Origin of the sequence: Carnobacterium sp. FSL W8-0810, from assembly GCF_038007125.1 — a bacterium.
Classification (GTDB): Bacteria; Bacillota; Bacilli; order Lactobacillales; family Carnobacteriaceae; genus Carnobacterium_B; species Carnobacterium_B inhibens.
Genome location: NZ_JBBOWO010000001.1, coordinates 2245920 through 2269044, shown reverse-complemented (window position 1 = coordinate 2269044; position 23125 = coordinate 2245920). Strand labels below are relative to the sequence as shown.

The window sequence follows — 23125 nt, the reverse complement described above, 5'->3', positions numbered from 1 at the left end:
ATAATAATCTTTGTTGCTTTAGGAGTGATGTAAAATGAAATGGTCATTAAACGAATTGCAAAAATACCGCAATGAACCGTTAGTTTTCTCTGAAACTGTTGACTTGAAAAAGACAATGATGAATCGAGAAAAAGAATTATTGGATGTTTCTCCAATTGATTTAGAAGGAACGCTCATTGTTCATGAAAAGGAAATCTTGCTTCATATGGTTGTTTCATTAACTGTGACACTACCCTCTGCAAGATCACTAAAACCAGTTTTATTCCCTATGACAGTTGGAATAGATGAAATTTATATTCCACCTTCTGTTACTCCTGGACCTACAATAGATAATGAGGAAGAAACAGTCATTCTTTTAGATAAAGATATGATCGATCTTACTGATGCTATTACGGACTCAGTTTTGTTAAATCTTCCTTTGCAAGTATTTACGCAAGAGGAACAAGAAGGGCAAGACATGCCTAGTGGAAATGATTGGGCTGTTATCTCTGAAGACGAATATAGTTCGAATTTAGAAACAGAAAAATCAGAAACTGAGGATCCGCGTTTTGCTGGGTTGAAAGATTTGTTTAAAGATGAATCTGACACTCAAGGTTAAGTATAGAATAAGTGCTATTTTCTAACATGAATTTGTATAGAAAAGCAATTTTTTAAGGAGGTGTAGTAGAATGGCAGTACCAGCAAGAAGAACATCAAAAGCTAAGAAAAACAGACGTCGTACGCATTTTAAATTAGAAGTGCCAGGTATGAACGCATGCCCTAACTGTGGTGAATTGAAAAAAAGCCATCACGTTTGTGCATCATGTGGACATTACGATGGTAAAGAAGTAGTCAGCAAAGAAGCTTAATTTTTTGCGAAATTATCATGAGATAATTTAAAACCCTTATTGAGACCATGGCTCAATAAGGGTTTTTTGTTTTGTGACAAAAAAATAAAGTGTACAAAAACAAAAAAGTACGTTAAATTTAAAAAGAATCGTTTAGAAAATCTGAAAATAAGTATATATATATTTAAAAGGTGGGATGAAATGGAGTCCGGAACTTCCTTGATGATAGGGAAAGTGATATTATATTGTTTACCGCTTATACTATTGTTATTCTTTAGTAAGAGCATACGAAATCATTTTAAAAGACAACAATCAACAATAAAATTGCCAGATTTAATGATTCCATTTTTGATTATAGGTATTCATATTCTTAGTATGTTAACGTATGAATTTTCGTTGATTCCCTATTTTTTAATTTTTATTTTTAGTTTGGGAATTATCCTTTTAGTATGGACAGCAGTAAAAAAAGGAGAAATTTTGTATAAAAGCTTTTTTAAAATGTATTGGCGATTTGTCTTTATCAGTTCGATCTTTACTTACTATGGTTTAGTCTTGGCCAATATCTTTTTAACCTAGTCATATTTACTTTTTAAACGGGAAGGGAAACAACAAACGTTTAGACCCGAATCTTCTAGCGTATAATCCTATCCCTAAAGAGACAAAAACTGTTAGAGTTAAGAAAAACGGAGTAACTAATCTCAACATGGTCCTTATCCATCGAACAACATTCGTGAAGGGACATGGTCGAGTCTGGTTTTTGGAACACATTTTAGAATAAGCAGAAGGAAATAGCATAGAGGTTGAGACTTTGGTCTCAACCTCTTTTTTTGTAAATGTTTAAATTAGTGGGAACCCCCACCACAAGGAAACCCTCTAGAATTGAAATGTAAGGGGTTTGAAAAATAAAAAAGATTCTAATGAAAATATTTATGCCTTTTTTTGAATAATTGTGGAGGAAAGTGGGGCATTGTGGTAGACTGAAAATATCTAATTGGAGTTTGGGGTGAGACAGCTATGTTAATGGGTGAACACAAGCACAATATTGATGCAAAAGGTCGTTTGATTATGCCATCAAAATTTCGATCTGATTTAGGTGAGAAATTTATACTTACTCGCGGATTAGACGGATGTTTGTTTGGTTATCCCCAAGAATCATGGACTGCTCTCGAAGAAAAATTAAAACAACTCCCTTTAGCAAAAAAAGAAGCTCGTGCTTTTACAAGGTTCTTTTACTCAGCGGCAGTTGAATGTGAATTAGACAAACAAGGAAGAATCAATATTCCACAAACATTAAGAGACCACGCTAAATTAGAAAAAGTTTGCTATGTTATAGGGGTTTCAGAACGAATAGAAATTTGGAGTGATGCAAGTTGGAACCAAGTTTCCCAAGATGCTGAAGAAATGTTTGATAGTATTGCTGAAGAGATGATTGATTTTGGATTTTAATTTTTCAAAAAAAGTCCAACGGTAATATAAATAAATGTGAAATTTAGAATGAAAAATATGGAGTAAGGTAGGCGAAAAAATGACAGCATTTAATCATGAAACAGTTTTATTGCGAGAAACAGTCGATGGGCTGTCGTTATCTCCAGAGGGCATTTATGTTGATTGCACTCTAGGCGGAGCCGGTCACAGTGAATATTTATTATCACAATTGAATGGAAACGGGCATTTATTTGCTTTTGACCAAGATGAACGTGCAATTGAAAATGCAAAAGTTCGATTGGCTCAGTATGTTGATAAAGGTATGGTTACCTTTATCAAATCAAATTTCCGTCATATTAAAGAAGAATTAACAAATCTTGGTATAAATGAAGTAGATGGTATTTTATACGATTTAGGTGTTTCTTCTCCGCAATTAGACGAAGCAGAACGAGGTTTTAGTTATCATCAAGATGCACCTTTAGATATGCGAATGGATACTGATGCTCCCCTGACAGCTAAAGAAGTGATCAATGAATGGTCATACCAAGATCTAATAAGAATTTTTTATCGTTATGGTGAAGAAAAGTTTTCAAAACAAATTGCTCGTAAAATTGAAGCGGCAAGAGAAATCAAGCCAATAGAAACAACTAATGAGTTAGTAGAATTAATTAAAGCAGGTATACCTGCACCAGCAAGAAGAAAAGGCGGACATCCTGCGAAACGCGTTTTCCAAGCCGTACGTATTGCAGTGAATGATGAATTGTCATCTGTTGAAGATTCCTTGGAACAAGCTATTGATTTGTTAGCAATAGGTGGTCGTATCAGCGTGATTTCTTTTCATTCACTTGAAGATCGAATTGTTAAGTCTATTTTTAAAGATCACTCCAAAGGTCCTGAATTGCCACGTGGTTTACCAGTTATTCCAGAAGAATTTCTACCGGAATTAAAATTGATTACTAGAAAGCCAATTTTACCTTCAGAAGAAGAATTAGAAGTAAACAATCGCTCAAGAAGTGCCAAATTACGAATTGCAGAAAAACAAAATAAACTAATTTAAATAGTAGAAGACAGGAAGGAAGTATTAGAATATGCCATTAGAAAGTAACCTAGCTAGAAATATTGAAATCGAAGTGCCTTTTCAGCCGCAGGTAGCTCCTACTCCTAAAAAGGAAAAAATACATACTCCTTTAACTAAAAGAATAGGCATCACAAAAGGTGAGAAACTACTTATTAGTTCTGTCTTAATTGTTTTATTTGCTTTAATCGCTGTCAGTATTTCGTTAGAGATTACGATTGCTAGTACCAACCGTACATTGCAAGACACAACAACATCTATTGCCGAGTCAACGACTGTCAATGATAATTTGAAACAAGAAGTTCAAGAATTATCTCGATATGATCGTGTATATGAAATAGCAAATAAATTCGGCCTAGAAATGAATGAAGAAAATGTTAGGAATGTTATAAAATGAATAATAAAAATCCTCTAAAAAACAGAAAAAAGGTTGCCATACTTTTATTTTTTGGCACCATTCTTTTACTAGTCGTTTTTGCGGGACGGATTGCATTTATAATGGTAAAAGGTGAAGTCAACGGAGAAGATTTATCCCAAAACCTAAACAATTTATACACAAGAAGTAGCGTACTAGAAGCAAACCGAGGAACCATATACGATGTTGGGGGGGAATCGGTTGCTATGGACGCTACTTCTTATTCTTTAGTAGCGGTTTTAACGGATAAATGGTCTAATGCTGAGGAACTTCAACATGTAACTGACAAACAAAAAACTGCTGAGGCATTAGAAAAACATATTTCAATGAGCAAAGAAGAAATATTAATTAAATTAAATCAAGAAGATCTTGATCAAGTTGAATTTGGTGAAGCAGGAAAAAATCTATCCTATGATACAAAAAAAGATATTGAAGAAGAAAATTTACCGGGTATTGTTTTTGAAGAGACACCTACAAGGCTTTACCCTAATGGAATATTTGCTTCGCATTTAGTCGGTTATGCTGCATTACCTTCAGGAGAAAAAGAGGATGTTTCTAGCACAGACTTAACAGGCATGATGGGTATTGAGCTTGCTTATGACGATATATTGAAAGGTACAGATGGAAAAACAATTTACCAAAAAGATAGTTTTGGATATGTTATCCCAAACTCTAAAGTAGAAACAACTGAGCCTGTAAACGGAGATGACATTTATCTTACTATAGATAAACGCATGCAAGTTTACATGGAGAATGTTATGAGTGAAATTGATGAAAAATATGATCCAGCTATGGCAACAGCAACATTGATCAATCCTGAAACTGGAGCGATTATTGCTACATCTCAAAGACCGACATTTAATGGAACTACAAAAGAGGGTATTGATCAATTGTGGCAAAATTTATTGGTAGAAAATACCTATGAACCAGGATCTACAATGAAGATACTCACTTTGGCAGCTGCTGTCAGTGAAGGAGTTTTTGATCCAAATGAGTACTTTAAATCAGGAGTAAAAAACGTTTCAGGAGGACCAATTCATGATCACGACCCAAACGGTTGGGGTACTATATCCTACTTGGAAGGTTTAGCGCGTTCAAGTAATGTGGCATTTGCTAACCTAATGGAAAAAATGAGTCCAGAAACTTGGAAAGAATATATGGATGCATTCGGAATTGGCCAAACGACTGATTCTGGTTTAGCAAATGAAGCTAAAGGTTCAGTTGCTTTTAACTATCCTCTAGAACAAGCTAATACAGCGTTTGGACAAGGGTTAACCGTAACTGCATTTCAAATGCTGCAGGCTTTTACTGCTGTAGCAAATGATGGGCAAATGATGAAACCACAATTTATTAGTAAAATCGTTGATTCCGACACAGGGGAAGAAACCGTCATTGAGCCGGAAGTTGTTGGGGAACCTATAAGTGAAGAGGTAGCGGATCAAACATTAGAGTATTTAAAAGAAGTCGTTTATAACAAAAATGGTACAGGAGTAGGCTATCAAATTGATGGTTACGAAATTGCTGCAAAAACTGGAACTGCAGAAATTGTCAATCCTGAAACAAAACAGTATTATAGTGGTGGAACAAATTATATTTATTCTGTAGCAGCTATGGTTCCGGCAGACGATCCAAAACTAATACTCTACATCACCGTGAAACAGCCTAAAATTAAGGATGGAAGTACAACGGGTAGTGGAGTAGTAAAAGAAATTTATCATCCTATTATGAAACGGGCATTAGAATATTTAGCTTTAGGTGAAGAAGAAGATGCTGAAGCTAATTCAGTCGAAATGCCAAAAGCTACTGGAATATCAAAAGAAGAAGCCTTAAAATCATTAGAAGATACTCAGTTAAATGTGACCGTTGTTGGAAATGGTGATACAATAGTACAGCAATTACCGTTACCAAACGAAACAACTATTGAAAATCAACGCATCGTTTTGATGACGAATGGTGCGATGACTATGCCTGATATGATGGGGTGGTCAAAGAATGATGTGTTGAAGGTTTCAGAAATTACAGGATTGGAATTTACTTTTGAGGGTGAAGGGTATGTAGTTAGTCAAAGCCTAGAACCAAATGCAAATATGCATGGTGCAGATAAAATTACTATAGTATTAGAAACTCCACAAGAATAGAAAAAGGTGAAAATAATGAAAGCAATTGAATTGATCAAACCATTAAAAACTACAAAGTACTCAATGGATTTTTCCGATAATTTGGAAATAGCTAACATTACCCAAGATACGAGAGAAGTTGAACCTGGTTCACTTTTTATTTGTATTATTGGTTCTGTTAAGAATGGACATGAATTGGCTAGTGAAGCTGTTCAAAAAGGAGCAGTATTAATTGTGGCAAGCGAACCCATAGAGGTTTCAGTTCCAGTTGTATATGTAAATAACACAATGAAGGCTATGGCTCATTTAGCAGCTGCTTTTTATGATTATCCTAGCCAAGATCTACGTGTAATAGGTGTAACCGGTACAAATGGAAAGACGACTGTTACTCATCTTTTGGATTATATATTCCATGATCACAAAGAAAAAACTGGAGTTATCGGAACGATGTATCGCCGTATTGGTTCTAAAGTGTTTGAAACAAAGAATACGACCCCAGATAGTATTACTCTTCAAAAAACATTAAATGAAATGCGGAAAAGTGAAGTGAAAACCTGCTCGATGGAAGTCTCTTCACATTCATTGGTTCAAGGAAGAGTATGGGGGACGGATTTTGACGTTGCTATTTTTACTAACCTAAGTCAAGATCATTTAGAATATCATCATACGATGGAAAAATATGCTGAAGCGAAAAGCTTGTTGTTCTCACAATTAGGAAATGGGTACGAACAGGGCAAGCCTAAGTTTGCTATCCTGAATTTTGATGACCCAGTCGGCAGAAGCTATGAAGAAAAAACAGCTGCTACTGTTTTTTCTTATGGAATTGATCAACCTGCTGACTTTAAAGCTACTGATTTAAGTATCACAAACAAAGGAACACGTTTTAATTTAAATTTTGAAAATCGTGTTTACGAAGTACAATTACAATTAGTTGGTAAATTCAATGTATCAAATGCATTAGCAGCAATTGCTGGAGCCTATGCTGCGGGTCTTGATTTGCCTTCTATTATTCAATCGATTAGTGAAATAAGCGGTGTAAGAGGACGTTTTGAAATTGTCAAAGGTGAACATGATTTTGCAGTTATCGTTGATTATGCACACACACCAGATGGGTTGCTAAATGTTTTAAATGCTGTAAATGAAATTAAAGTTGGTAATGTATTTTGTGTAGTAGGTTGTGGTGGAGACCGCGACCGCACGAAACGATCAATAATGGCTGATATTGCACAAAAGAACTCTGATAGGGTCATTTTCACAGCGGATAATCCAAGAACAGAAGATCCTATTGAGATATTAAAAGAGATGGTCTCAGGTTTAAGTGCAGACACTTATCAATTGATTCCGGATAGAAGAGAAGCTATCCAAGCAGCTATACAACAAGCCAAATCAAATGATATTGTGTTGATTGCAGGAAAAGGTCATGAAGATTATCAAATCATCGGCACTGAAAAACATCATTTTGATGATGTTGAAGAAGCTGAAAAAGCAATTAAAATAAAAAACAAAGATAAATAGGAGCGTAATATAATGCAATGGACAGAAATGATAGTTGCAATTGTGAGTAGTTTTGCTTTAACTATTATGGCAATGCCGATCGTGATTGGATTTTTTAGAACAAAACAATTAGGCCAAACAACAAGAGATGAAGGGCCTAAGTGGCATGAAGTAAAAACAGGAACACCTACAATGGGAGGCGTCGTGTTTTTAGTAGCTGCTATTATTTCGACTATTTGGGTTGCCTTGTGGCAGGACGTCTTTTCTTTAGGAATTGGCTTATCTTTATTTATTCTTGTTTTATATGGATTGCTTGGATTCTTAGATGACTTCATTAAAGTATTTAAAAAGAGAAACCTTGGATTGACATCTAAACAAAAATTAATTGGACAAATACTTGGAGGACTTTTATTTTTTGCAGCGTATCTTTATGATGGGCTTCCAACAGAATTGAATCTTTATTTCTTAGGTACAATCGACATTGGTTGGTTCTATGGATTGTTCATTATTTTTTGGTTGGTTGGGTTTTCAAATGCCGTTAACTTAACAGACGGGCTAGATGGTCTAGTAGCCGGAACGGCAAGTATTGCATATGGAGCATATGCGATTATTGCGTGGAATCAACAACAGACAGATATTTTAATTGTTTGTTTAACTGTAATCGGAGGATTGATTGGCTTTTTCTTTTTTAATAAAAAGCCAGCTAAAATATTCATGGGTGATGTTGGGTCATTAGCTTTAGGCGGCGGATTGGCTGCTGTTTCTATTTTATTACATCAAGAGTGGTCACTTCTATTGATTGGTTTGGTGTTTGTTATGGAAACGGCCAGCGTTATGATCCAAGTTACTTCTTTCAAGTTGAGAGGTAAAAGAGTGTTTAAAATGAGCCCAATTCATCACCACTTTGAAATGAGTGGTTGGAGTGAATGGCGTGTTGTAGTAACTTTCTGGGCCATTGGATTAGTGGCTGCAATATTATGTCTATTAATTGTTCTATAATACTGAAATGTAAAAAGATATTAAGTTTTATAAAAAATCCTTTATTTTAAGAAGAAGAGGTTTAGAGATGAAAAACATAAAACGATATGAACATAAAAAAGTATTGGTTCTAGGATTAGCTTTAAGTGGAGTAAATGCCGCTAAATTATTACACGCACTAGGTGCTTTAGTAACGGTAAATGATTACAAAAATTTTGATGAAAATCCTCAAGCACAAGAGTTGTTAGAATCAGGTATACGAGTTGTCACAGGAGGTCATCCTGTTGAATTATTAGATGAAGATTTTGAATGGGTTGTGAAAAACCCAGGAATCATGTACAACAATCCCATTATTGTGAAAGCAATCGAAAAAGGTATACCCGTCATCACCGAAGTTGAATTAGCTTATGAAGTAGCTGAAAGTACGATTATTGGAATTACAGGTACAAATGGTAAAACAACTACTACGACAATGATTGCTGAGTTGTTAAATGCGGGACGTTCAAAAGGCCATGCATACGTAGCTGGAAATATTGGTACGCCTGCAAGTCTTGTGGCTCAAAAAGCGACAGCAGATGATGAAATCGTTATGGAATTGTCTAGTTTCCAATTAATGGGAATTACAGAATTAAAGCCACACATCGCAGTGATAACAAATATTTACTCTGCTCATTTAGATTACCATGGTACAAGAGATGAATATGTAACGGCTAAAATGAATATTACTAAAAACCAAACAGAAAAAGATTACCTCATATTAAATTGGGACCAACTCGAATTAAGAAAGCTAGCGAAACAAAGCAAAGCTCAAATTATTCCATTCTCTAGAAAAGAAATTTTAGAAAATGGTGTTTATTTACAAGATGGCGTTATTTATTACCAACGAGAGCCTATTATGGCAAAAGAAACTATTTTAGTTCCTGGTGAGCATAATGTTGAAAATGCGATGGCAGCTATCGCAGTGGCTAAGTTATTGAATCAAGAGAATGGCGTTATTCGAAATAGTTTAGAAAATTTTGCGGGTGTAAAACACCGTACACAATTTGTAATGGAGTTGGAAGAAAGACGTTTTTACAATGATTCAAAAGCCACCAATACATTGGCAACTGAAAATGCTTTAAAAGGTTTTGATGTGCCGATAATCTTATTAGCTGGTGGATTAGATCGTGGAAATGATTTTGATGATTTGATTCCAACAATGAGCAATAAAGTAAAAGCCCTGATTGTTTTTGGGGAGACAGCAATGAAGTTAAGCGAAGCAGGCAAAAAAGCTGGGATAGAAACAATTATTCCAGTTCAAAATGTCGAAGCAGCGGTTCCAGTAGCTTATGAATTAAGTGAACCAAATGACGTGATTTTGTTATCTCCCGCTTGTGCTAGCTGGGATCAATACCGAAGTTTTGAAGTTCGTGGAGATGCCTTTATTCACTCCGTAGAGCAAGTAGCAGAAGAAGTAACAGCAGCAGAGGAGGAATAGGCCATTTGGTCTGATAACTAATGAAAATTTTATTATCCGGTGGAGGAACTGGTGGACATGTCTATCCAGCACTCGCACTAATGCGTCGAATACAAGAAGTAGATCCAACAGCCGAATTTTTATATGTCGGAACAGAAAAAGGATTAGAAAGCAGAATTGTAAAAGACTATGGTATTCCTTTTGCATCTGTAGAAATAAAAGGATTCAAACGCTCGCTGTCTCTTGATACTTTTAAAACGATTCAGCTGTTTATTAGTAGTATTAAGCAAGCAAAAAAAATTGTTAAAAACTTTCAGCCTGATGTCGTTATCGGAACTGGAGGGTATGTATGTGCCCCTGTAGTATATGCTGCATCAAAGTTAGGAATTCCTAGCGTTATTCATGAACAAAATAGCGTTGCAGGTATAACAAATAAATTTCTTGCACGTTATGTGACCAAAATTGCCATTTGTTTTGAAGAAGCAAAAAATGACTTTGCTAAATATGCTGAAAAGGTTGTTTTTACTGGTAATCCTAGAGCACAAGAAGTAAGTAATGTACAAAAAAAAGCAGCTTTAGAAGCTTACAATTTGGATTCAGAAAAACCAACGGTATTAATTTTTGGTGGAAGTAGAGGAGCCAAAAGAATCAATGATGCATTTATCGAAGCTTTGCCTATGTTAGCTACTAAGGACTATCAAGTTTTAATGGTTACTGGTGATGTACATTATGAAAAAATTAAAAATCAGTTGACTCAAATCAATAATGACAAATTTAATGTCTCAGTTGTATCTTACATTTCCAATATGCCAGAAGTATTTACTACTGTTTCACTAGTTGTTTCAAGAAGTGGGGCTACGACATTGGCAGAACTTACAGCATTAGGTTTGCCAAGTGTATTGATTCCTAGTCCGTATGTTACGAATGATCATCAAACAAAAAATGCAGAAAGTTTAGTCAATAAGCAAGCTGCAACGTTAATAAAAGAAACAGAACTAACTGGTGAAAGTTTAGTTCAAACATTGGATGAACTAATGCTAAATCCGGAAATGCGCCAGGAAATGGCCGGAAATGCTAAGCAAAGTGGTATGCCTTTTGCTTCTGATACATTGATTGAAGTAATAAACCAAATAGTTAAAAAATAACTTTTAGAAAGGAGGATAGGTGCATGAACAAGAAAAAAAAGAATCAATCATCATTTAAGTTGCATCTGCCTCCATTCAAAAAAGTTGGAACGAGTAAAACAACTAATAATGGTAATCAATCTTTTTCTGTTAACAAAAAGAAAGAGCAAGTAAGTAAAAAGCCTCAATCATTAGAGCACACGTTACCAAAATTAAAAAAGCAACGTCAAAAAAATCTTCTTACACGGTTGATTACGCTTATTTTATTATTTTCATTTGCAATTTTAATAGTTGTATATTTTATAAGTCCTTTAAGTAAGGTAGACATGGTATCTGTTAGTGGTACAAAAGAAGTAGCAGATCAAGAAATAATTGATGTCAGCCAGATTAAATCCGGGAAAAATCTATGGGGAATTTTCTTCGAAAGAAAAAATATCTCTAAAATGGTCTTAGCTGATTTGCCACAAGTAAAAGCTATGGAGATTTCTTTGAGTGGATTAAATGACTACACTATAAAAGTTGAAGAATATAAAACAGTGGCTTATTTAGCTGAAGACAATAAGTATTACAATATTCTAGAAAATGGCAAAATTGTAAATGAAAGTAGAAAAGTATCAATAGGAAATCCTCCAATATTCAAGAACTTTGAAGAAAATAAAGCTTTAATTTTAATGATTGATCAATATAAAGCGATTAATGAAACGACTCAAAATAGTATTTCAGAAATTGAGTATACTCCTGACGATATTGATGACTATCTTATTAAAATCTACATGAACGATGGAAATGAAGTAATTGCTTCTATTCCTTCTTTTGCTGAAAAAATGGTTTATTATCCTGATATGGTGAAAAAAATTGGGGATCAAAAAGGAACTTTTAATATAGAAGTAGGCGCATATTTTTCTCCTTTTCAATACAATGACAAGAAAAAAGATGAAGAGAATGCTCAAAAAACAACTCCTGAAGAAAATAGCGTTGAAATCGATTTAGAAGAAGCAGGAGAGTAGCATTAAATAACGAAATTTCTTTTGTATAATTACAAAAAAATACTGAAATACTTCGTAAATTGAGAATGCATATGGTAAAATTAGTATTAATTATAGTTTTTAATAAAAAAGATGATACAGGAGGTTTCAATGAATGGGAAATACTGAAATGTATGTAAGTCTAGATATTGGAACCACTTCAATAAAAGTAGTTGTAGCTGAATACATCAATGGACAAATGAATATTATTGGAGTAGGAAATGAAAAATCAGAAGGCTTAAATCGCGGAATTATCGTAGACATCGATAAAACTGTACAATCAATTAATAAAGCTATTAAACAAGCTGAACAAAAAGCTAATGTGGATATTTATAATGTTATTGTTGGAATTCCAAGTAATTCTGTTGAAATAGAAGCTTGTCACGGAATGATAGCAGTATCAGGAGAAAATCGTGAAATCACTGAAACAGATGTCCAAAATGTTTTGGCAGCTGCAATGGTCAAATCGGTTCCTCCAGAAAGAGAAATTTTGACTATATTACCAGAAGAATTTATTGTTGACGGATTTGATGGAATCAAAGATCCAAGAGGAATGATTGGCGTTCGATTAGAAATGCATGCTATCATGATCACTGGACCAAAGACCATTTTACATAACACAAAACGTTGTGTTGAAAAAGCTGGTTTAAACATTCAAAATATTGTCTTACAACCTTTAGCTGCTAGTAGTATAACAATGTCTAGCGGAGAAAGAGATTTTGGTACCATCCTTGTTGATATGGGAGGCGGTCAAACAACTGCTTCAGTTATGCATGATCACCAATTGAAATACACTTATGTAGATCAAGAAGGCGGAGATTACGTAACAAAAGACATATCCGTTGTATTAAATACTACTGTTGAAAACGCAGAAAGAATCAAGCGTGATTATGGATACGCTTTGCCAGAAGAAACTTCTCAAGAAGAAAAATTTCCAGTAGAAGTGATTGGCAAGAACCAACCAGTAAAAATTGACGAACGCTACTTATCAGAAATTATTGAAGCTCGGTTGGTTCAGATTTTTGAAAAAATCAAGACTGAGTTAGATAAAGTAGGAGCAAGAGAATTGCCAGGGGGACTTATTATAACTGGTGGAGCTGCTGCTTTGCCTGGTATAGTAGAACTGGCTGAGGATATTTTTGAAATCCCAGTGAAATTATATATACCAAATCAAATGGGTATGCGTTACCCTACATTTACTACAGGAATAGGCTTGATTCAACACGAAGCTAATTTAGATGAAATTCATCAGATAGTGAAAGAATATCAATTAGGAATTGCTAAAAATGAAGATACATCTCATCATACTAAATTAGAGTATCCTTCAGACCATATTGAAGATAGTTCTTTAGAATTTGAAAAAGTAAAACCTATCAAAAAAGAAAAGAAAAGTGAAGACAAATGGAGTTCTAAAGCTAAAAGCTTTATCTCAAATTTCTTTGATTAAATAAATGCATTCAAATTGTAGTAGGAGGAAAACGGAATGGACTTAGAATTTGATACAAACCCAGCTAATGGAGCAATCATTAAAGTAATAGGTGTTGGTGGAGCTGGTAATAATGCTGTAAACCGCATGATAGATGAAAATGTACAAGGTGTAGAATTTATCGTAGCAAATACTGACCTACAAGCTTTAGCAGGTTCAAATGCTGAAGTTAAAATCCAACTTGGGCCTAAATTGACTCGTGGATTAGGAGCTGGTGCAAATCCTGAAATCGGACGTAAAGCAGCTGAAGAGAGCGAAGAACAAATTGCTGAATCATTGCGTGGAGCTGATATGATTTTTGTAACTGCTGGTATGGGCGGCGGTACTGGTACTGGTGCTGCGCCAATCGTGGCTCGAATTGCTAAAGAACAAGGGGCTTTAACAGTTGGGGTCATTACTAGACCATTTACTTTTGAAGGACCAAAACGTGGACGTTTTGCTGCAGAAGGTGTAGCACAAATGAAAGAACACGTAGACACTCTAGTGATTATTTCTAATAATCGCTTATTAGAAATCGTTGACAAGAAAACGCCGATGCTTGAGGCTTTCCATGAAGCGGATAATGTTTTACGACAAGGTGTACAAGGAATTTCAGATTTAATTACTGCACCTGGATATGTAAACTTAGATTTTGCCGATGTAAAAACGGTTATGGAAAACCAAGGTTCAGCATTGATGGGAATCGGTATGGCTAGTGGTGAAAATCGTACAGTTGAAGCGACTAAAAAAGCTATTTCTTCTCCTTTATTAGAAGTTTCAATCGATGGAGCAGAATCTGTATTGTTAAATATCACTGGGGGATCTGATTTAACATTATTCGAAGCTCAAGATGCTTCAGACATCGTTTCAGCAGCCTCTACGACAGAAGTAAATATTATTTTTGGTACTTCTATTAATGAAAACTTAGGTGATGATGTTATCGTAACCGTTATTGCGACTGGGATCGATACAACTAAAGCAAAAGAAGTAAAACCACAAACAAGTGATAGAAACAGAAATGCTTCTACACAAAGAATTGTGCCTGAAACATCAGCTACACAATCTGACCAAACAAAAGATCCATTTGGCGACTGGGATATTCGCCGTGAACCTAGTTTGCGTGAGCAAAGAGCCAAAGCTCCATCAGATGACCTAACTCAGCAAAATGAAAAACCTGAATTTGATATTTTTAAACGTGAAGAAAAGCAAGAACAAGATAATCACTCTGAAGAAGATAATCTTGATACTCCACCATTCTTTAGAAGACGCCGTAAATAAAAATGAATTCTGTTAAAGAAAATTGTGGTGAAATCGAACGCAAGTTAGGTTTATCATTAAAAAGAGTTGGTCGCGAACGTTCTAGTGTACAAGTTATAGCAGTAACTAAGAGCGTCTCCAGTAAACAAACAAGAGCTGTAATTGAAGAAGGGTATATTCATCTTGCAGAAAATCGTCCTGAGGGCTTAGCATTGAAGCAAGAAGAAATCGACGATGACTGTCTGATCTGGCATTATATTGGGAACCTTCAGACCAGAAAAGTAAAAAAAGTAATCAATTCTATTGATTACTTTCATGCTCTTGATCGTTTGTCGTTAGCAAAAGAAATTGAAAAAAGAGCTCAAAAGACAATTTTTTGTTTTGTTCAAGTAAATGTGACGGGCGAAGATTCTAAAAGTGGGGTAAGCCCAGATGAATTGACTGAATTTATTGTCAGCCTTTCACAGTATACTAAGATAAAAGTAGTCGGCTTAATGACTATGGCACCGTTGGATGCTAGTGAGACAATTATCCGATCAGCTTTTATTCAATTAAGAGAATTACAGGAAATGATTAAAAAAAAGAATCTTTCGTATGCACCTTGTACTGAACTTAGTATGGGAATGAGTAAAGATTACACAATTGCTGTTGAAGAAGGAGCAACTTTTGTTCGAATTGGAACGTCTTTTTTTGACTAATAATCGATTTCGATAAAATTGGAATTGATTTAAAAGGAGGACTTTGAATGGGTATGTTAACTAATTTTTCTCAGTTTTTTGGCTTAAACGATGAGGAAGAATTCGAGTTAGAACCAGTAGCTGATCATCAGCAAGAAAAAGTATTAAATAAAGCAAAGAAAAATGAATTAAAGCAAGAAGTAAAGAATCAAAAAGCATTTAATACTCGACGTGAACCAGCAGCAACAAATAAAGTTATTTCAATGAAAAATCCGGATATTTCACATCAATCAAAAATTGTTGTTTTTGAACCAAGAGTGTATTCTGAAGTTCAAGAAATTGCTGACTTATTGCTTGCTAATCAATCCGTTGTATTAAATTTCACTCGTATTGAAGAAGACCAAGCTAAAAGAATCGTTGACTTTTTGACAGGTACGATTTATGCCATTAATGGAGACATTCAACGTATCGGAGACGAAATTTTCCTTTGTACACCTAAGAATGTTGAAATCGATGGAATGCTATCGGATATTACGCAAGAAAAAGATTTTTATTAAAGAAAAGAGGAAAAAGAATAGTGGTTGATTTTATTTCATTACTTTATGTTGTGCTTGTAAAAGCAATAGATATTTATTCTACCCTCATTGTTGTTTATATCTTAATGTCTTGGTTACCTGGAGCTTATCAATCAAAATTTGGCCGTTTATTAGGAACGATATGTGAACCTTATTTAGGCTTTTTTAGAAGGTATATTCCACCAATTGGAATGTTCAGTATTTCAGGAATCGTTGCACTGGTGGTTTTAAATCTAGCTAAAGGTGGATTATTTTCACTCTTTAGACTAATTTTGAATGTTCTATATTAAATGAAGGAGGTGTTTTTCTTATGATTGAAAATGTTTATCAACATTTTAGAAAAGAAGAGCAACCCTTTATTGATACAGTCATTGGTTGGATAAGAAGCGTAGAAGATCAGTATACTCCTTATTTAACAAATTTTTTAGATCCTCGTCAATTGCATATCGTTAAGACAATAGTTGGAAAAAATAATGAGATTACAATTCATTCTTTTGGTGGATATGAAGCGGCAGAGAGAGTAAGAGCTTTTATCTGTCCTGCATATTTCACACCAACACAAGATGATTTCGAAATTAGTATTTCTGAAATACGGTATCCTACAAAATTTGCAACGTTATCACATGGCAAAGTATTAGGTACCTTACTTTCAACGGGACTAAAAAGAGATTACTTTGGTGATATTGTTTCAGATGGGGTACGTTGGCAAGTATTTGTTGAAAAAACTACTATTAATTATGTAGAACAACAAGTTATCAGTATTGGTAAGGTTTCGGTCCGAATGGAAGAAAAAAAATACACGGATATTTTAATACCGATAGATAATTGGACTATTGAAAGTGAAACAGTATCATCCATGCGTTTGGATACGGTCGTTTCTAGTGTGTTTAAGATTTCTCGACAACGAGCAAAACAAATGATTGAATCTGGTAAAGTAAAATTAAATTGGGTAGAATTAAGTCGTCCCGATTTTGAGATTGGTTTATTAGATATTGTTTCAGTTCGCGGGTATGGACGATTACAGGTACAAGAAATTGAAGGTAAAACTAAAAAAGATAAATGGCGTCTTCAATTAGGCGTTTTGCATAAATAAGGATGAACTCATTTACTTGTAATAGAGTTTATGATAATTTAGTAGTAAAGCACGTTAAATTAAAAAAATGGAGGTGTCTTATATGGTGTTGACTCCCTTAGATATACATAACAAAGAGTTCCCTGTCAAGATGCGAGGCTACGATCAAGATCAAGTAAACGATTATTTAGATCAAATCATTAAGGACTACGAAATGGTTTTAAAAGAAAAACGTGAGTTAGAAAAAAGTTTGCAATTTTCTGAAGAAAAAGTAGGACACTTCAATAATTTGCAAGATGCCTTAAACAAATCAATTATCGTCGCACAAGATGCAGCGGATAGATTGAAAGAAAATGCAGCTAAAGAAGCGAATATTATTCGTCTTGAAGCAGAAAAAAATGCGGATCGTTTATTAGATGAAGCTGTTTCGAAAGCTAGAAAAATCACATCTGAAACAGATGAATTGAAAAAACAAAGCCGAGTCTTTAAACAACGATTACAAATTATGATAGAATCACAATTAGAAATGGTCAAAAATTCTGAATGGGATGATCTATTAAGACCTACTGAAGAAGAGACCCTTAATATTCCTACCTTGAAAGAAATATTATCTAGTGTGAATCAGGCTGAAACTCAATCAACAGCTACGGATACTGAACCAAGTAATGAAGTAAATGATGAGTCATCTGAAGTGGTAAAAGTAGTTAGCACTGATGGAACAGAAGACAATAACGATGCACAAGAATCTTCAATTGAAGGAACATTGCCAGCAATTGAATTACCTAAATAAATAAAACTAAAGCAGAGAATGGAACAGAAAAACGATAGAATACTAAACTAAGCGAGTTAGCGAATAGTGAAAGCCTAACAGTCCCTTCTATTTGTAAGATCCTCCATGAGTGTCAATTTGAATTAAAGTAAAGTTGACCGTTTAATTGGCGTTACACAATTACTTAAGAGAAGAAAAACTTATTTTTTCTTCTGAATTTGGGTGGTACCACGAAGATTTCGTCCCTCTGGGGAAGGAGTCTTTTTTTTGTGGAATGAAGAAAAGTTGCAATTGGCCCATCTCAGCTGTATGATGAGCTTGATATTTTTTTAGGACAGATATAAATTATAAAGAATAAGGGGTAGATCTTTGATGAAAATGAAAGAAACATTACAATTAGGCAAAACAAAATTCCCAATGCGTGGAAATTTACCAGTACGCGAGTTAGAATGGCAAAAAAACTGGGAAGAATTAGATATTTATGGACAACGTCAAAAAATAAACGAAGGCAAACCAACATTCGTCTTACATGATGGCCCACCTTATGCAAACGGGAACATTCATATCGGACATGCGTTAAATAAAATCAGCAAGGACATTATAGTTCGTTATAAATCAATGTCTGGATTCCGCTCTCCTTACGTTCCTGGTTGGGATACTCATGGTCTGCCAATTGAACAAGCATTAACAAATAAAGGTGTAAAACGTAAAGAAATGAGTATTTTTGAATTCCGTAAACTATGTGAAGAATATGCATGGGAACAAGTGAATAAACAAAAAGAAGATTTTAAACGCTTAGGGGTTGCTGGCGAGTGGGATCATCCATACGTAACACTTACTAAAGAATATGAAGAAGCACAAATTCGAGTATTTGGAAAAATGGCTGAAAAAGGTTATATCTATAAAGGTTTGAAACCCATTTATTGGTCACCATCTAGTGAATCTGCTCTTGCAGAAGCCGAAATCGAATATAAAGATGTTAAATCAGCTAGTATCTATGTAGCATTTAAGGTAGTTGACGGCAAAGGTCTAATTGATGAAGACACTTCTTTTGTGATTTGGACAACGACTCCATGGACTATTCCATCAAATCTTGCCATTACTGTTCATCCTGAATACGATTATTCAGTTGTTGTAGCTGACGGGAAGAAATATGTTGTAGCAAAAGATTTGATTGAAACAGTGACACAAGAAATTGGTTGGAATCAAGTTGAGACGATTCAAGAATTAAAAGGAAAAGAATTGGAATATATGACAGCTCAACACCCAATGTATGATCGTACTTCTTTAGTGATCCTTGGAGATCATGTGACGCTCGAAGCTGGTACAGGACTTGTTCACACAGCTCCAGGACATGGGGACGATGACTTTATCGTTGGACAAAAATATAAATTAAGTGTATTGTCTCCAGTTGATAATAAAGGATGCTTTACAGATGAAGCACCAGGATTAGAAGGTATTTTCTACGATGATGGTAATAAAGTAATCACAGAGTGGTTGAAAAAAGAAGGGGCATTATTAAAATTAAACTTCTTTACTCATAGTTACCCGCATGACTGGAGAACTAAGAAACCGGTTATTTTCCGTGCTACACCGCAATGGTTTGCTTCTATTGATAAGTTCCGTGGAGACATCTTAGAAGCTGTTGAAGGGGTCGAATGGGTTCAAAAATGGGGTATGCAACGCTTGTATAACATGGTTCGTGATCGTGGAGATTGGGTTATTTCGCGTCAACGTGCTTGGGGAGTACCGTTACCAATTTTTTATGGTGAAAATGGCGAAGCCATCATTACGCCTGAAACGATTGAACATGTAGCTTCTTTATTTGGAGAATTTGGTTCAAATGTTTGGTTTGAACGTGAAGCAAAAGACTTATTGCCAGAAGGTTTCACTCATCCTTCAAGTCCAAACAATATTTTCACAAAAGAAACAGACATTATGGATGTTTGGTTTGACTCTGGATCATCCCATGAAGCTGTCTTAAGAGCAAGAGAGAATTTAACTTTCCCAGCAGATATGTATCTTGAAGGATCAGATCAATACCGTGGATGGTTCAATTCAAGCATTACAACCAGTGTTGCCATCAATGGAGAAGCTCCTTATAAAACAGTTCTCTCTCAAGGAATGGTTTTAGATGGTGACGGCCGTAAAATGAGTAAATCTATTGGCAATACGATTGCACCAAGCAAAGTTATCAAACAAATGGGAGCTGACATTATTCGCTTGTGGGTCTCTAGTGTAGATACTCAAGCAGACGTGCGTGTCAGTGATGAAATTTTGAAACAAGTATCTGAAGTGTACCGTAAGATTCGTAATACAATGCGTTTCTTATTAGCAAATACAGCTGATTACACACCTTCAGAAAATAGTGTTGTTTTTGAAGATTTGCGTTCAGTAGATAAATATATGATGATTCGTTTAAATCAATTGGTTGAAAAAGTAGAAGGACATTATGAAAAATATGAATTTTCTTCTATCTATCAATTAATCAATAACTTCTGTACAGTTGATTTATCTCAGTTCTACTTGGACTTTGCTAAAGATGTGGTTTATATCGAAGCTGAAGATGCTTACGAACGTCGTGCAATGCAAACTGTCTTCTATGAAGTATTGGTAAAATTAACAAAATTATTAACACCAATCTTACCTCATACAGCTGAAGAAATTTGGTCATTTTTAAGTGAATCAGAAGAGTTTGTTCAATTAGCTGATGTGCCTGCTATTGACAGCTATGAGAATGAAGCTGAATTAATGGATATGTGGAATGCATTTATGGATGTTCGTGATGTGGTTCAAAAAGCACTTGAAGAAGCACGTAATGAAAAAATCATAGGGAAATCTTTTGAAGCAAAAGTGACCCTTTATCCTACAGAACAAACAAAAGATCTATTTGTTTCATTGAATAGTAATTTAGCTCAATTATTGATTGTTTCAGATTTAGAAATAGCAGAATCGATTGATAAAGCACCAAGTTATGCTACCCGTTCTGAATCTGTCGCAGTAGTTGTAGAACATGCCCACGGCGAAACTTGTGAAAGATGTCGTGCAATTAAAGAAGATGTGGGTTCTAATCCAAATGCTCCTACACTTTGTGCTCGTTGTGCAGCAATCGTTGAAGAACATTTTCCAGAAGCATTAGTTCCAGAAGCTGAATAAAATTTATATGAAAAATGTGTATTCAAGAGATTGTCCTTGAATACACATTTTTTATTGTATTTTAAAATGAGGATGGGTAAAATAAGAAAAAAGCAGGAGGTACAGTTAAATGGAATTAGAGTTGATCAAGGTACATGGATCAGAAAACGAATTTTTTATTTTAGATGAAACAGTATTAGAAAGAACATTGAGCGAAGATGAGCTGGTTTCTTTAACTAAAATTATTACAGATCGCAATGAAGGACTTTTAAATGGAGCAGATGGTGTTCTTTTAGTCGGGGCTGCAAAGCATAAAGCAACTGGCGAAAGCATGAGAGTTATCAATTATGACGGCAGCGAAGCCAGCATGTGCGGCAATGGATTAAGAACTGTTGCTCGTTATCTTTCTGAAAAACACAACCAAGATGAGTTGGTGGTTGAGACGATGCATGCAGATCTCCATGTAAAAAAAGCAGAAGACTTAGGAAAAGATATTCAAACTTTTCAAGTAGAGATTTCCCCGGTATCTTTTAATGTAGATGCATTGCCTTTTAATTGGGCAGATGAAACTTTTATTGATCAAGAACTGCCTGAATTAGCACCTGGGCTGCGTTTTTCTGCCGTAGCAGTACCAAACCCTCATTTAATTAGTTTTGTCGATCATAAAACAATGGAAAGCTCACAGCTTAAAGAACTAGCGACTTATTTAAATGGAGCAAATCCTTATTTTCCTGATGGAGTTAATGTTAGTTTCGTCGAAGAACTAGGCAATCAAAAAATATTTGTTCGTACATTTGAAAGAGGAGTAGGTTTTACAAATGCTTGTGGTACAGCAATGGCAGCCAGCAGTTTAATGTATGTATTATTAAAAAGCGGTAAATTAGAAGAAAAAGTTCAAGTGACTAATCCGGGTGGCATGGTTCAAACAATCGTTCATCAAAAAGAGGATGGAACTTATTGGATGGATCTAATTGGCAATGCAACGTATCTTAGCAAGATTTCTATTTCACTAAAAGATATTTTAAATCATCAGCTAGCCAACAATAAACAAATAAGGTTAGATGAAAATAAAAATTACCATGATTTTATAAAGCATATTTCCGATATTAATATAAAGTGATTCATTTCTGAAAATGTCTCTGTTAAAGCAAAGTAAACCCTTGCAAAAAGAAAAACCCTGAGTTATAATAATTTTGTAATCGATTTTATTACTTTAAGAAAATAAGTAGTCAAAAAAGAATCAATTGCAAAATGAATTAGCGGAGGTACAGGAATTATGGAAAAAGGTACAGTTAAATGGTTTAATAGTGAAAAAGGTTTTGGATTTATTGAAGTTGAAGGCGGAGACGATATATTTGTACATTTCAGTGCAATTACAGGCGACGGCTTTAAATCATTAGAAGAAGGCCAAGCAGTTGAATTTGACATTGTTGAAGGAAACCGTGGAGCTCAAGCTGCAAACGTTGTAAAACTATAAGTCAGCTAATGATAATTCTTTGTTATAAGTGTAAACGATAAAAAAATTGTTTTTAAATAATAGAGAGTATATTAAAGCACCAACAGATTTTTAATCTGTTGGTGCTTTTTTTTATAAGATAAAGTGTTGAAAGGGTAATCATTTTCAGAAATTGCACAAAGTTATTGACATTATATTTGAATACATTTATTATTGTTAGCGTGCTAACAATTTTGGGTCGCTGTTATTGAGTCAATAGAAGATAGAGGTGAGATAGATTTTTACTAATGATAATAGTAAAAAAAGGGAAATAGGAATGGAAATGCGGAAGTTAATGAATTTCATCCATCGCAGAATAGAGTCGAGTAAGCCAATAGGCAATGAACAATGTACTAAGGTACAAGGGATGATCATTGCTTTTTTAGGTAGTCATAAAGAGAAAGATGTTTTTCAAAAAGATATTGAAACAAAATTTTCAATGCGACGCTCAACTACTTCAACAATGCTGAAAAGTATGGAAGAAAAAGGATTTATTGAACGCATTTCTAGTGAAAAAGATGCACGAGTCAAAAAATTACAGCTATCAGAAACAGGGAAAAGTATGGTTGAAGAAGTAAACAGTGAAATACAAAGGATCGAAAAATTGTTAACAAATGGTTTAACTGAAGAAGAGATGGATCAGTTTTTTGAAATTATCCAAAAAATGCAACAAAATATGTCTGAAGCTCAAGTTAAAGCTGAAACTGAAGATAAATGATTATTTAAAGATATGAAGGAGAACGA

The 23125-nt window shown here is 34.7% G+C and carries 23 protein-coding genes and 1 other annotated feature; all 23 genes read left to right on the top strand.

Annotation, left to right across the window (positions count from 1 at the left end; translation table 11 throughout):
• Positions 1-34 precede the first annotated feature (34 nt).
• Entirely contained in the window at positions 35-598 is a 564-nt protein-coding gene (locus tag NST49_RS10965) for a YceD family protein (RefSeq protein ID WP_034536408.1), read from the top strand.
• A 70-nt stretch (positions 599-668) separates the two neighbouring features.
• A complete protein-coding gene (gene rpmF, locus NST49_RS10960) occupies positions 669-848 on the top strand; it encodes a 50S ribosomal protein L32 (protein WP_023177375.1) in 180 nt (59 codons plus the stop codon).
• A 180-nt stretch (positions 849-1028) separates the two neighbouring features.
• Entirely contained in the window at positions 1029-1403 is a 375-nt protein-coding gene (locus NST49_RS10955) for a DUF3397 domain-containing protein (protein ID WP_023177377.1), read from the top strand.
• Positions 1404-1841: 438 nt separating this feature from the next.
• The gene (mraZ, locus tag NST49_RS10950) at positions 1842-2273 is read left to right on the top strand and encodes a division/cell wall cluster transcriptional repressor MraZ (RefSeq protein ID WP_023177379.1); all 432 of its coding nucleotides are present in this window, start codon (positions 1842-1844) and stop codon (positions 2271-2273) included.
• Positions 2274-2352: 79 nt separating this feature from the next.
• The gene (gene rsmH, locus NST49_RS10945) at positions 2353-3309 is read left to right on the top strand and encodes a 16S rRNA (cytosine(1402)-N(4))-methyltransferase RsmH (protein ID WP_341048566.1); all 957 of its coding nucleotides are present in this window, start codon (positions 2353-2355) and stop codon (positions 3307-3309) included.
• A 31-nt stretch (positions 3310-3340) separates the two neighbouring features.
• Positions 3341-3724 carry a cell division protein FtsL gene (ftsL, locus tag NST49_RS10940; RefSeq protein ID WP_023177381.1) on the top strand — a complete coding sequence of 128 codons (384 nt, stop codon included), beginning with the start codon at positions 3341-3343 and terminating at the stop codon, positions 3722-3724.
• Between the two features lie 101 nt (positions 3725-3825).
• Positions 3826-5880, top strand: a complete 2055-nt coding sequence (locus NST49_RS10935) for a penicillin-binding transpeptidase domain-containing protein (protein ID WP_341048563.1) — start codon at positions 3826-3828, stop codon at positions 5878-5880.
• A gap of 15 nt (positions 5881-5895) precedes the next feature.
• Positions 5896-7374 carry a UDP-N-acetylmuramoyl-L-alanyl-D-glutamate--2,6-diaminopimelate ligase gene (locus tag NST49_RS10930; RefSeq protein ID WP_187948654.1) on the top strand — a complete coding sequence of 493 codons (1479 nt, stop codon included), beginning with the start codon at positions 5896-5898 and terminating at the stop codon, positions 7372-7374.
• A gap of 12 nt (positions 7375-7386) precedes the next feature.
• A complete protein-coding gene (mraY, locus tag NST49_RS10925) occupies positions 7387-8352 on the top strand; it encodes a phospho-N-acetylmuramoyl-pentapeptide-transferase (protein WP_341048559.1) in 966 nt (321 codons plus the stop codon).
• A gap of 67 nt (positions 8353-8419) precedes the next feature.
• Positions 8420-9808: a UDP-N-acetylmuramoyl-L-alanine--D-glutamate ligase gene (gene murD / locus NST49_RS10920; protein ID WP_187948652.1), complete on the top strand. Its 1389-nt coding sequence runs from the start codon at positions 8420-8422 to the stop codon at positions 9806-9808.
• Positions 9809-9828: 20 nt separating this feature from the next.
• Entirely contained in the window at positions 9829-10932 is a 1104-nt protein-coding gene (gene murG / locus NST49_RS10915; RefSeq protein ID WP_023177387.1) for an undecaprenyldiphospho-muramoylpentapeptide beta-N-acetylglucosaminyltransferase, read from the top strand.
• 23 nt (positions 10933-10955) lie between these two features.
• Positions 10956-11918, top strand: a complete 963-nt coding sequence (locus NST49_RS10910) for a cell division protein FtsQ/DivIB (protein ID WP_023177389.1) — start codon at positions 10956-10958, stop codon at positions 11916-11918.
• Between the two features lie 133 nt (positions 11919-12051).
• Positions 12052-13383, top strand: a complete 1332-nt coding sequence (ftsA, locus tag NST49_RS10905; protein WP_023177391.1) for a cell division protein FtsA — start codon at positions 12052-12054, stop codon at positions 13381-13383.
• Between the two features lie 36 nt (positions 13384-13419).
• Positions 13420-14679, top strand: coding sequence for a cell division protein FtsZ (gene ftsZ / locus NST49_RS10900; RefSeq protein ID WP_023177393.1), 1260 nt, complete (start codon positions 13420-13422; stop codon positions 14677-14679).
• A 2-nt stretch (positions 14680-14681) separates the two neighbouring features.
• On the top strand, positions 14682-15356 hold the full coding sequence (locus NST49_RS10895; RefSeq protein ID WP_023177395.1) for a YggS family pyridoxal phosphate-dependent enzyme: 675 nt from the start codon (positions 14682-14684) through the stop codon (positions 15354-15356).
• A gap of 47 nt (positions 15357-15403) precedes the next feature.
• The gene (locus NST49_RS10890) at positions 15404-15892 is read left to right on the top strand and encodes a cell division protein SepF (RefSeq protein WP_341048547.1); all 489 of its coding nucleotides are present in this window, start codon (positions 15404-15406) and stop codon (positions 15890-15892) included.
• A gap of 20 nt (positions 15893-15912) precedes the next feature.
• Positions 15913-16200, top strand: coding sequence for a YggT family protein (locus NST49_RS10885; RefSeq protein ID WP_023177398.1), 288 nt, complete (start codon positions 15913-15915; stop codon positions 16198-16200).
• 20 nt (positions 16201-16220) lie between these two features.
• Complete coding sequence (locus tag NST49_RS10880) at positions 16221-17003, top strand: YlmH family RNA-binding protein (RefSeq protein ID WP_034536419.1); 783 nt, start codon at positions 16221-16223, stop codon at positions 17001-17003.
• An 82-nt stretch (positions 17004-17085) separates the two neighbouring features.
• On the top strand, positions 17086-17772 hold the full coding sequence (locus NST49_RS10875; RefSeq protein ID WP_341048543.1) for a DivIVA domain-containing protein: 687 nt from the start codon (positions 17086-17088) through the stop codon (positions 17770-17772).
• Positions 17773-17777: 5 nt separating this feature from the next.
• Positions 17778-18001 (top strand) — a binding site (T-box leader).
• 122 nt (positions 18002-18123) lie between these two features.
• Positions 18124-20907: an isoleucine--tRNA ligase gene (ileS, locus tag NST49_RS10870; protein WP_341048540.1), complete on the top strand. Its 2784-nt coding sequence runs from the start codon at positions 18124-18126 to the stop codon at positions 20905-20907.
• Between the two features lie 109 nt (positions 20908-21016).
• Positions 21017-22006 carry a diaminopimelate epimerase gene (gene dapF / locus NST49_RS10865; RefSeq protein WP_023177404.1) on the top strand — a complete coding sequence of 330 codons (990 nt, stop codon included), beginning with the start codon at positions 21017-21019 and terminating at the stop codon, positions 22004-22006.
• A 156-nt stretch (positions 22007-22162) separates the two neighbouring features.
• On the top strand, positions 22163-22363 hold the full coding sequence (gene cspD, locus NST49_RS10860) for a cold-shock protein CspD (protein WP_023177406.1): 201 nt from the start codon (positions 22163-22165) through the stop codon (positions 22361-22363).
• Between the two features lie 295 nt (positions 22364-22658).
• Positions 22659-23099, top strand: coding sequence for a MarR family winged helix-turn-helix transcriptional regulator (locus tag NST49_RS10855; RefSeq protein ID WP_051932611.1), 441 nt, complete (start codon positions 22659-22661; stop codon positions 23097-23099).
• The last annotated feature ends 26 nt before the right edge of the window (positions 23100-23125 follow it).